This window comes from Bacteroides sp. 3_1_23 (assembly GCF_000162555.1).
In the GTDB taxonomy this organism is placed as follows: domain Bacteria; phylum Bacteroidota; class Bacteroidia; order Bacteroidales; family Bacteroidaceae; genus Bacteroides; species Bacteroides ovatus.
The window spans coordinates 1,648,352-1,661,359 of sequence record NZ_GG774949.1; the positions used below are offsets into that span (position 1 = coordinate 1,648,352).

At 36.1% G+C, this 13,008-nt stretch carries 6 protein-coding genes; all 6 read left to right on the forward strand.

Annotation, left to right across the window (positions count from 1 at the left end):
- The 6 genes from HMPREF9010_RS17845 (at position 1) to HMPREF9010_RS17820 (ending at position 12,972) form a co-directional block, all read left to right on the forward strand.
- Positions 1-1,461 (forward strand): hypothetical protein, encoded by a 1,461-nt coding sequence (locus tag HMPREF9010_RS17845; RefSeq protein WP_008647832.1) that lies wholly within the window; start codon positions 1-3, stop codon positions 1,459-1,461.
- A 4-nt stretch (positions 1,462-1,465) separates the two neighbouring features.
- The gene (locus HMPREF9010_RS17840; protein ID WP_008647833.1) at positions 1,466-2,380 is read left to right on the forward strand and encodes a hypothetical protein; all 915 of its coding nucleotides are present in this window, start codon (positions 1,466-1,468) and stop codon (positions 2,378-2,380) included.
- Positions 2,380-4,059 carry a hypothetical protein gene (locus HMPREF9010_RS17835; protein WP_008647834.1) on the forward strand — a complete coding sequence of 560 codons (1,680 nt, stop codon included), beginning with the start codon at positions 2,380-2,382 and terminating at the stop codon, positions 4,057-4,059. The genes HMPREF9010_RS17840 and HMPREF9010_RS17835 overlap by 1 nt, the downstream gene beginning before the upstream one ends.
- Complete coding sequence (locus tag HMPREF9010_RS17830; RefSeq protein ID WP_008647835.1) at positions 4,059-6,473, forward strand: hypothetical protein; 2,415 nt, start codon at positions 4,059-4,061, stop codon at positions 6,471-6,473. The genes HMPREF9010_RS17835 and HMPREF9010_RS17830 overlap by 1 nt, the downstream gene beginning before the upstream one ends.
- 2 nt (positions 6,474-6,475) lie before the next feature.
- A complete protein-coding gene (locus tag HMPREF9010_RS17825; RefSeq protein WP_008647836.1) occupies positions 6,476-6,736 on the forward strand; it encodes a hypothetical protein in 261 nt (86 codons plus the stop codon).
- A 206-nt stretch (positions 6,737-6,942) separates the two neighbouring features.
- Positions 6,943-12,972 carry a DUF1566 domain-containing protein gene (locus tag HMPREF9010_RS17820; protein ID WP_008647837.1) on the forward strand — a complete coding sequence of 2,010 codons (6,030 nt, stop codon included), beginning with the start codon at positions 6,943-6,945 and terminating at the stop codon, positions 12,970-12,972.
- Positions 12,973-13,008 lie beyond the last annotated feature (36 nt).

Below are 13,008 nucleotides of genomic sequence, written 5' to 3' on the forward strand. Positions count from 1 at the left end.
ATGAAACTTCCAGAAGCAATAATTATAGATGGTAAAGAATGCCTTGATATATTGTGCTGTAAAATCCTAATATGGGAAGCTAATAGTGACGTTATAGAGATTAACGATCCAGATGAAAATAAATGCCTTGTTATCCGGGAATGTGAAAGCATCGAGATAAATGATACTTATAAGAAGCTTATTAATTCAGCTTCCGTCAGATTCCCAAGAGGAACCGTAATTAAACGCACTATAACTTCCGAGAACATAGAAAAAGAAGGTGCAACTACTGTTTATACAGAGCGTTTAATAGACGGTACAGTTGTAGAAAAGCGAAAAGGATATTCTACAGCCCAGCCGACTGATTTTAAGGTAGGACAACGTATCCGGATATATTTAGGCTATTATAAAGATAGAGGAAAGGTCTTCAAAAATGCGACCGAGAGACTTCAGGCAATGGAGAAAGAGGCATTTGTCAAGAACGTTCCCGATTTTGACGGTTATATCGTAAAATGCAGTGTAAGCACACCTATTGAAATCAAATGTGAGAATCTGGCAAGTGGGCTAAAACGAAAAAATGTCGTTAAATTAGGCCCAATGACTGTTACAGTAAACGATTTGTTGAAAGAGGGAGGAAAATACGATTTATTAAAAGGAACAGGGTTAAAATTGCATCCCAAAACAGCAGAAAGGGACATTAATATTGGAAAGATTCAGTTAACGGAAGATTTGACAGTTGCGGATGTATTAACAGAATGGAATAAATACGGGCTATATAGTTTTATTAGGAAAGATACAGATGGAACTCCTTATGTTATGGTAGGGCATACTTATTTATCAGGAAATGTCGCCAGCTCTATTTTAAATACAGATGGAAGTTCTGATACTCCTCAAATACAGTTTGATTATCATGTAGCCCAAGACAATTTAACTTTGATGAATTGTGATCCCCGATATTTAGCGGTCTCCGCTGAAGGATTCAAGTTTGAGGGTAACAAACAAATCAAGTATAATGTAACAGTTCGTTTAAATCCAGAATGGACCGGACAAAATGATACAGAACATAAGAAATTCCAAATTCTGAATGAAACAAAACTTAGCAAGAAATCCCTAAAACTTGGAGCTATCCCCAAATCAAAGACTAAGGATAGAGTAAACCTAAGTGCGTACAACGTAATCCCTTATGTATCATCCAAAATTGGCATTAGCGAGGACGAATTAATAAAAGAAGCCGAGGCATTCTTTGAAGGATATAATAGAAATGGCGTTGAGGGTAGTATTACTATCTTCGGAGATTTACACAGAACTAATTTAGGCATGAGGCATTTGGAATCTGGAATGAAAGTCGTTTTACTTGATAAACGCGAACCTGAAAAACAAGGTTGGTATCTTATTGAAGAAATCAACACAAAATTTGGTGTTAACGGTTTTAGGCAGACTTTAAAACTCCCCTACTGTATTGCCAAACCAGAAAAAGAATAAAACTATGGCAGATAAAATTACAAGCGATTTAAGCGCAAACAGTGCTATTTATGATGCTATACGACAAATTGCATTTCATAAATTGGTAAACCCACGAAACAACGTTATAAAAAACACAGCCAAAATATCTGGTTTTGTTGTTAAAATACATACAGATGGAGAACTGTGCGGAACTGTTGATGTACAGGAATATACTCATACACTTACAGACAAACAGGCTATTGATGACGGGCTTCCAGTTGGTTTACATGAAGGCGTATATCTTTCAGCCATTCAAAATAATGAAAATGGTTTAGTGGTTATCCCCTATCTTTATTCGGATGTCGTAATAACAACAGACCCTGAAACATTACGCGAATATGTTATTCAATACTCTCATGCAGACACAATACAAGTAGACGCGCATAACAAAGTAATTATTGGAGCAACAGAAACAAAAGAATGGGAAGATTCAGAGGATGCTCCAGATGTAGATGAATTGGAAAAGACAGGTGTTCATGCTCACACGACTTACACCCCTGTTTCGATATTGTCGGAAGTTGCTAAAGGAGAAGGAGAAAGTGATAAAAGTATATTCAAAATAACCACTGACGATATTTTATCCCAACATGATAAAAGTCAAATACTTCTTGATGCCCAACAAATTTTGGCAAAATATAATGCAAAAGAAATTATAATCAAAGAAGATGGAGTGTATTTGGGTAGCGGCAGTGCCAATGAACCGGCAGTACTTGGAAATCAATTAGCAACTTTATTGGTTGACTGGCTAGGAGCATTATCTCAAATGATGACTCCAACTATGATGGGACCTCAACCCCCAGCTAATTTGGCAAAGTTTATATCTCTTCAAGCAAAAGTTAACTCCTATAAAGCATCTATATCAGGATTTTTATCAAAAACCGTAAAAGTGGCAGAATAATGGCAAAGTTAAATGAAGGTATATCACAAATTAAGAAAGGTAGTGCATTGGAAACAATGTACAACCGACTCTTAACAGGGATGGAACAAGCTTCACATGAAACCCTTCCAGATTTTACAGGTTCGGATTATGTGGATGGTTATGTTGTGAATGAAGAAAAAATTAATCTTGAAATACATGAATATGAGAATATAACTAGGAAGAACTCTGCATATCTATTAGCAAATACTATTATAAGTAGTTTAAGCAGTGAAGAAGGTGGCGGAAGTGGCACCGGTGGGTTTGTTTCCATAAATGGTGACTCTATGGCCGGTTTATTAAAGGCATTGTATGGTTTTACTGCCGGAGACAATGGAATAAAAATATTAGATGTTTACCAAACATCCGAAAGTAACTCACAAGAGCGAAAAAATATAGTTTCTATTAATGGTGAATTACATCTCCCCACACATGGATTATACATTAACGGTTGTAATGTTATAAGTTATGATAATGATATAATCGCATTAAACGGCGATGTTATTTGTAGTGGATATATTAGACTTGGAGATTTAGAAATATCCAAGGATGGCATAAGCTATCAAGGAAACGAGTTTTATCATTCTGGGAATTCAAATAAAGAAGATGTAAGCTGGACCATGAAAGATGGAACGGTTGCCGGAAACTTGTCTGTAAAAGGTACAAGCACATTCCAATCCGGCATTACCGCTTTGTATGGTGTAGATTTGGGATTTGATAATACAAGTGTATTAGCTATTTCGGCCAAACGGTTAGCTCAATTAACAGGGGATTTGAATATTATAACAGGGGGCATACAATTTGATGGTGATTACATTATTCATACCAAGAATAATAATGTTATCTCATTTTCTGCGTCTAACAAAATATTAAATCTAGGAGACGATAATACCAAACAAATTAACCTGCAAACCAGTATTTATGATGATGATGGTGAATATGAAATGATTTCCAAATATGGTTCTGCATATTTCCCTGAATCATTTAAGGCAGGGCACAATTTAGGGAATATATTGATTGAAACATACAAAAAATCGTCTGAAGATTCTGGCGTAATATTCAGGCGTTATATTAGATTAAAATCAGAAGATGGACCAGGCTTTTATAGTGATGATGATAGCGTATTTTTTGAAGCTCCATTTAAATATAATAAAGTAGCTGATGACGATACAGTACAAATCTCTGAAATAATAAAATCATCATTTGGCTATGTAGAATCGTTAAGTTTATATGCCCCATTAAATCGAAAATCATCCAGCTTAATGTTTTCTACAGATGCTGATTTTTTTGTTTTTGACAAACCAATTGAAGGAAAAAAATCAATTGGAATAGCAGATTCTAAAACCCGTCTCCTCCCCAACGAGCTATTCTTTGATGATTCAATCTATTGGTTGGCATTAGATAATGGAGTTAAGCACTATGGTAATGCCTATTTTGTCAACGACATAGGTTCTGTCACTTTTTCCAGTGGTTTTGCCGGAAGTGGCTGGGGTATCATTCAAAACAAATTGACCGGCAACATCAGTGCAACATTTGATGATCTGACAATTCGTAAAAAAATGAGAATATATGAATTGGAAGTGCAGAAACAATCAGTGACTAACGGGTCTTGGTGGGTCAGCGATGCCTGTTCCGGAGACTTAGTAGAAGAAATATCATAATGTCTATATATAAATACAAGAAATATAAAATTTCTCTCCAGTCCGATTCTAAAAAGACACAAGGATTACGGACTGGGGATATAGTTAGAAGACAATATTTTGATGGAAAGAATCTTATTTATTCGTTAATGTGTGTATTGGATTATGGAATAGATAAGACTGTAGATTCTAGTACAAATGATATTGTTGAAAAACAGTATTTCATCGGAGCACTGTTAGAAGGAGATGTGCCCAAAACAGAAGAAATCTTAGACTTTGCCAGAATTACCAATCTGTTTGATATAAATAGATCTGGAGCCATATATTTAACTGGGTCTGACGATAATGCCCCATATATGGATGTGATTGACGGTATTGGACGTAATGAGAGTTTATGTTGGCCTTCAAATATTGCACCTCCTGATTATGAAGATTCCGAATCACAATATATAGTGCGAGGAACAGAAGCAGTAACCACTGATTACATATTATCAGAAGCGGACAATAATCGCATTTGTCATTTTAAAAGAAATGACGCTATATATTACGGTTTCATTGGTCTGCAACAAGATTTCTACAAATATGTTCAAAACCCCAACCGCGTTCTTATCTCATATAAGGTCAAAGCCAATAAAGCTGTCAATTGCAAAGTTTCATTAGAATACCAAGATGGAACAAGAACAGATGGAGAAGAAACCACTTCTATTACAACAGATTGGCAATATAAGTTGCACACAATAACTGTTGATTATTCTGGACGTTATTTGCGAACAGTAAAACTGGATTTAAGTGAGATGTCTCCTTCAGATGAAGTTTGGGTGTCGGATTTCAATATCATCTTACTGTCTAGTGTTGCTAACTTCGGCGATGCCAGTAAAATACGTGTCGGCAAATTGAATGGAATAACAGATCCGGTATTTGGTCAATTAGAAGGATATGGAGGTTACTTACAGAAACTTTTTGCTTCAAAATCTGCTCATATTTCTGGAACATTAACTGCTGGTGATGAGAATGGTTTTGCTGCAACCTTTTATGCCGGAAAAATCCATAGGAATGTATTCGTTAATTCTTTAGATGTTAATTTTACATCTGCGATTACTATTGACACTCAAATAGAAAATCCTACTGGAATCGGCAATGTATATAGTGCCTCTAAAATCATAAGCATGATAGCCCAATCTGAAGAGTGGTTTGCGCAACATGTCGGGAAAAAATATACATTCTCTTTTTGGATATATGCTGGGCAGGCATGTCAATTATCTATTTTACAAAATGATAAAGCAATAGGAACCGTTCAAATACCTATTGCTGACACGAATATATGGTCTCGTAAAAAGGTAACATTTGAATTACAAGCTCCGAAACAGGCAGAAGAAGCATTGGTTCTATCCATTGTCCCAACTTTTGATACCTTTGATAATGCAGGAGAATCAATATTTTATTTTTCTTCACCACAATTAGAGGCAGGAGAACTAGTCACACAATACCAACCTACTGACACTATACTTAATTACACAGAGGATTATGGAGCTTGGTTTAATCGTGGTGGCATTGGTGGGACCATCCAGAACCCATTGCTTCAATTAAATTTTGACGGAGAAGGTAGTATTGGTACTCGTAGTAATTCAGTATTAATCAAAACAGATGGTTCTGGACATTTTGCCAATAAAAATATTAAATGGAATAAAAATGGCGATGTAACATTTGGCAAAAATGTGACAATGACTTGGGATAACCTTGACCAGTCTGTAAAAGATGAATTAGTCAGTAAGTCTATTCGTATTGTTGGAACTGATACCTTTACTCTTTTAGGAGACTTAACAGGAGCCGACCCTGTTACTAATCCGGCAGACATTACCTTAACGCTGGAAGAAGAGAACCTACAGTCTACTTCCAGTCAACGACAATGGTATTATTTACAAGGATATGATTATATACCGTTTGAAGGAGAAAATGGAAAGACATTAACAATATGGCCTTTTGAACCTTATTGGGATAATGGTAACTCGTTAACAGTTCGTTGTATCGTGAAATTTAGTGATGAAGAGTATTCCGCTACATTCACAATACGGAAACAATATATAGTGGGCTATTCACTTGAAATTACTTCCAGTCAAGGAGTATCATATAAAAACAATAGTTGTCAAACTGTTTTAACCGCTAACGTCTATTATCAAGGTAAACTAGTTGATCCGGATTATGTAGCTAAAAACTACATATTCAAGTGGACTAGGTATCATCTTCCCGATATGGAAAATGAAGTGATTGATTGGTGGAAAGAACAAAGAGATAATGAAGGCAATATAGTACAACAAGAAATTGATAGATCAAAACCAAGTATCACATTAAATTATGGAATATCAGGACAAGACTGTTTTATGTGTGAACTTCTAAACGGTAACATGTTCCCGTATGAATTCCCTTTAATATTTTAAGTATGGCGGCAGAACAAGAGCAATCCCCTAACCTGCTTGATTTTAATAATAAGCAAGAAAACAATGGAACTAATAACCGTGGACGTTTAACAGCTCACGAATTTAATCAATTGATAAATGCCGTAAACAATAACTCAAATGACACCTTTTCCTTCAAAAAACAAGTAGGTAATCTTTCATTTGATGTAATTGAAAATGAAGAGGCTTTTGAACAAATCGAATCCAAAGATGAAAACACCGTGTATTTCATACTTGAAGAATGATACAGATAAATGGTAAAGATGTCAGTCAAATAAGAGTTGGTAACAAAATAATTACCGCAGTTTACATAGGGACAAAATTAGTTTGGCAATCTATACGTTCCTGCTTTGGATCTGGTTTCTGGATTAACTCATCTCCTTGGAAAAATGATGAAGGCTGGAAAAACTAACAAATTTTTAAATTACGCTTTACAAAAAAATAATTAATTATGGCTAAGAAATTCAGAACTGACGAAATTCCTGCTGGTAAATTTACAGAGGACTGGGGTGGCAATAAAAACAATACCATCCCCGCAGCACCTGACGAAACGAACCTTCTCCCCTACTCTGGGGAGGCTGTCCAAAAGTTTATAAAGAGCTATTTGCAAGACCATGAAAACAATAAAATTGGTCACATTCCTCCTATGACAAAAGATCCGGACGGTTTTTATCATATTCGAGCATTTGCTAATAAAAACACATATAATGAATGGCTTGCTGACCCTGATGAGAATCAAGCACTAAAATTGCTTGATGTTACTATTCCTATTAGTGACGAACAGGGTGTAATGAATATTGTAGAATTAACCACGGCCAGCAATCAAACAAATTATGTAAGCATTGATGGTAGTGTAGTTCTAAAAATGCGTTTTACTTCTCAAACATACAATCCTGTTACTGGGAAATACGCAAATACCTATGAAGATGGTACTATGACTATCCAAAGGCGTGCCTCCGCTTCCGATTCTTGGCGTACAATTGGTACAATGGCAATCAAGAGTGTAGAAGCCGAAAGCGACACTTATACGGATGTAGATATTAGTGGATTACTTAACAGTGGAACCTGTCAATTACGTATCATTGTAACTGGAGACCAAACACAAAGTACCACAACTTATGTAGTGTTCCAAAGTGTTACAAAAACAGAATTGAAACTTACGTTCCGAAACGAATGGCAGCAACCTATTACTGGTGCCACTATGTCTCTATTATATACATATACTGGTGCCGTAGCTAAAACATTAAATTTAAAAATTAGTGGTGAAGGTGGTGTACGTTCTGTCCAATACGCTGTTGGCAAAGTTGAGTACACGGAAACCCCAAATCAGTTTGATGTAACCGACACTGAAGGGGATTCTGTTAAAGTTATGTCTCATGGAGTACATGAAATTGAGGCCTGGTTATCTGTAGATGGCACAGATGTGGAAAGTGAACACATTGTTTCACAGGTAATGATAGTTTCAGACCCTGATAATAAGACTCCATATATCATATTAAACCAGATAGTCAAGTCTCTTGTAAACTGGACATCCGTTCAATTTTTCCAATGGGCAATATATAACCCAGGTTCAGATGTATTACCTGTTACTTTTAAATTAACAGACATTCAAGAGGTTGAGAATTATCTGTCTTACACTGAACAGCAAGCTCAAAATGGTGTGGTTTACACATTTGGCAATATGATAGAAATCGAAAGCAAAGAAACGAATTTCAGTGCTTATATGTTATTTAGCACTGGAGAAAAATACTTGCGTGATCGTATTAGTTTTAATATCGATAACTCACAAAATTTTGCCCCGACTGATGGTGCTGATTTAATTATCAATCCAAAACTACGTAGTAATACTGAAACCCACCCAGATACTATTATTAATACCGTTTCAGGCGAGAATGTTCCTGCGACCTTTGAAAATTTTGGTTTTATTAGTGATGGTTGGGTTGAAGACGATAATGGGATCAAATGTTTGCGTGTTCCTAGTGGAAGAAATATAGCAATTGATTATGAGACGTTCTCCGACTTTATCCAAGCTCAAAAAACAGGTTCTCTTACATTTGAAATAGACTATGCTATTCGCAATGTAACCAACGAAGACGAACCGGTATTACGCATGTGTTCTTACACAAAAGATAATAATCCGCTAGGTTGGGAAATGAAACCTATTGATGCCTGTTTTATGACCCAATCCAAAGTAACCCGTAAAAATCAAGACGTTGGCTACAACGAAGGGGTACGCACTAAAATCGCAGTCAATCTACTATACAATTTGTCCAGCACTGGACAAAACTATTGCCGTATTTTCATAAACGGGATTATTAACCGTGAAATCAATTATGCGACAGACGATACTTTCGTACAATATGTAGACGGAAAGCAAACATCACAAGGTATCCGTATTGGTAGTTCTGGAGCCGACATTGACATTTACAGCATTAAGGTATATAAGAAAGCACTCACAGCTAATGATGTGCGTCAAAACTATATGGCATCCTTAGATAATAGTGAAGAAAAAATAGCATTTCGCGATTCTAATAGTATTCTTAATGGTAATACTATCAGCTACGATCTTGCTTATGAAAAATACAACGTTATCCTTTGGAAAGGGAAATATGCCACTTATGGAAATACCAAAAAGGATAAATTCAATGGTATCTTAATTATCCATATTCCTGGAAAACCAGAGAATAGTGGTACGCTGTATGACATGAATGAGAAAGGACAAGGAACATCGTCTATGTTGTATTTTTGGTGGAATGGACAATGGGGCTTCAATGAAAATGGATATTGGGTTGATGAGAATGGAGTAAATCGTGGTAAATGTTATCAGTTAACCAACGATGTACCTGGAGCACTCAAATTGGTAGGGAAAGTAAATTTTGCAAGTTCAGCACAAAGTCATAAAATAGGTTCTACAGCTCTATTTAATGATTTATTTAAAGCTGTATGTGGAGGTAATTCCATTACTAATACAGAAGGTTTTGAAAATTGTCGTGTAGCTGTACTTCAAAAACCGTTTTTGTTCTTTGTACAAGAAGATGAGAATTCCGAACCACAATTTAAATCTTTTATGACTTTTGGACCAGGTAAGGGAGACAAACCGACATTCGGATACGACAAAACAAAATTTCCAGATTATGTATGCCTAGAAGGAGCTGATAATGACCGTGCTTTGGTGATGTGCCGCGTACCTTGGATTGATGAAGATGTCACTTTAGAAGGTGAAGAAGATTGGATGTATAACGGCGAAAAGCAAATGAGTCTGGTCTTTGGGGATACCAATAAGATCGCCCCTATCAAAAGTGGATTTAACTTTGTCTTTAAGCATTATGACAATATAGATTATTTCAACGGTACCATCGAAGATTTAAATGCAGCAGAAAATCTTGATACCTCCAAACATTATTGGCTGACTAAATCGGGGCGTAACAATGAACAGTTTGATTTATTCAGGTATGATTTCATTACTTCTACTTGGGTGGGTGCAGGCACTGAAAAGATTGAAAGTGGAAGATATTCGACTGTAAATATCAACGAACAATGCGGGAATATTGCCAGCGGTACAGATTGGGATGCAATTAACTCATCGTTCAAAACGGCTAGAATAGCATTGTTCAAGGCTGATGCAGGAAAATATTTTAATCTTACAGAAACTCATTTTGCTATGAATTTTTGTAAGTTAATTGCAGCCAGTGATAACAGAGGAAAGAATATATATTTTTATGTTGACCCAAAAACTCATTTAATTGGTTGGCATCAAGATGATTTGGACACAATATTTCCTGTAAATAATGTAGGACAAAGAGAAAAACCTTACTATGTAGAAGAACATGATAAAAACAATGATGGAGGCTTTTATTGGAATAGCGAAGGGAATGCACTATTTAACCAAATGGAAAACGCTTTTCCAGATGAATTACGTACCAATATGCGCTCTATATTACAAGCAATGCTTAAATTAAGTGATGATGGAACTTTAATGGGCTGTATGGAAAAATATTATTTTTACGTACAACGTTATTTCCCAGCCGTTGCTTACAATGAAGTGGCCCGTCTTGTATATGAACGTGCCAGAACCGCCTATGTGAGTTCAGACCCGGAAAATAAATACACAAATGGTACAGATCCCATAACACAAAGTTTAGGAGATGGATTACAAGCAGAAATGCAATGGGTTGCACGCAGACTTACCTACATATCTTCTTATGCAGCCTTTGGAGACTTTGGAAGGCGTGACGGTGAAGGATCAGCAGGCTCATTAAACTTCCGGTCTATAATAAAAACAGATGGTACACGTCCACAATTTAAATTTTCTATTGTACCACATATTTGGATGTACCCCTCATTTGCCATAGGTTCTACACTATCTTATGGGGTTGGTAACGCACTGTCTCCACGTATTAAAGCCGGAGAAACATACGATGTCAATGTTGGAACTTCAGATGGCAATACTAATATTTTCTTAAATGGTATTGATTATATGCGTTCCATTGGTGACTTTACAGACAAAAGTTTAGGGGAAACATTTAATTTAAGCGGTGCTCGCCTAACAGCCTTTCATGTGGATGGAAAAGATGTTGTTGAATTCCGTCCTACCGGTATGACTATTACTGCCCCTTTGTTGCAAGAACTAGTATTAAAACGTGTCGCTAGTTTAGTAGGTGGGTTAGATTTATCTATTTTGCTTAAACTTAGAATGCTGAATTTAGTAGGAACAATGTTGTCTTCTGTTGTTCTTCCAGCTACCGAATATTTAGAAGAGGTTCATCTTCCTGGGACTTTAACATCTTTGTCTTTAGATCAACAGCCTAATTTGAAAACCATCACATTGGAAGGAGCTGACCGAATGCAAAGTTTATCAATTGGCGCAGGGATTGCAGATTCGCGTACCATATTTAATTTATGCTTTACAGGCAATGCACCGCTGAATTATTTAAAGTTAGCAAGTATAAACTGGACCGAGGTTTCTCTTTATATGATTAACTATTTGGCTTCTATTACAGACAGTAGTGTATCTGGAAAAATAGCAGTAATAAACAATACTACCAACCGACCTAATTTTAACAATAAAATTGATTGGTTGTATCATTGGGGAAATGTAGATGATGAGAACAACAATCTTCATATTACTTACTACTCAACTCCTATTGCAGCTATAGAAATCAAAGGAAGCCAATACATTTATTCTACAGGTGAACACACTTTTTACTGTAAGCCGAATACCGCTAATGGGAATGATGTGGTTAGCATTCGTTGGTCATTGGATACCAATTTGTATGCAAAAATAGTCAATACGTCAAAAGATTATTGCGTTATCAATGTATCTCAATTAGGAGATGAAGATACATTGGCTCCACATACAACTTTAAGATGTTATCTAACAAAAACAAATGGTGAAGTGTTTGAAGCATCATGGGATATTGGTTTATACCCCAGACGTGCTCATCTCGGAGATTATGTATTTTATGATGGAACTTATGGTCCTACAACTGCTGGAAAAACCGTAGTTGGAATTTGTTTTTACATAAATCCAGCAGATGCCAATGATAGACGTATGGTAGCATTATCAAATCTTGAAAATTCAGGTATAGTATGGGGGCTTTATCCTCAAAATACAGGACAAACGGAAGAGTGGAATGAACAATATGCAATTTATCCTATTGAATTACAAGATGATGTTAATTATAGTGTATATGATATAGGTTCAATTGCTAACATTACACAGACTGGCTTACAACCTACAGAATATGACGACCAAGGTAATACCTCTCCTAACTACATAAGGTATGATAATTATGTAGATGAAAATACAATTGACGGATTTGTAAATTCAGATGTTAAAACAGTTGCTGTTGGAGATGGTATCGCTGCTCCAGGTACAATTAATACAGGAAAAGAGGAATTGGCTGCGGATTTAGCTATTTTATCAGGTGCCTATAAAAGAGGTGACGAAGTTCCTGTCGGTTTAGCAAAAACTTTAAAAATTATTCAACATAGAAATAAAATCTTAGAAGATTCAGGAGTTAATTTGCCGATACCTGAAGCGACTGACTTATATACTGAACAAGCAATGTTGACCCAGTATATAAATAACATAATTGCTAACAATGAGAATCTTAGTAAATATCAACAATTTTATTATCCTGCTGTCAGCAAATGCTATGCTTATCAGCCTACAGTGAAAGCAGGCGAAGAATTAGCAGATAAATTTAAATATCATAATTGGTACCTACCATCTGTTGGTGAACTTATGCGTATGTATTGGCACGCTAGGCAAGGAGTGAATTATGACGATGATAAAATAGGTGCAATTTTTCAAAAAGCAATAGATGCCGGTATTTTGAACGATTTTTCTAATTCTTGGTACTGGAGTAGCAGTGAGAACAGTCAGGGCAACAGCTGGGGCGTGTACTTTAGTAATGGCTACTTCGGCAACTACGGCAAGTGCCACAGTTACATGGTGAGAGCGGTTGCAGCATTTTAGTATAGTGGAGCGTCTTTTGACGCTCCACAAAAATAA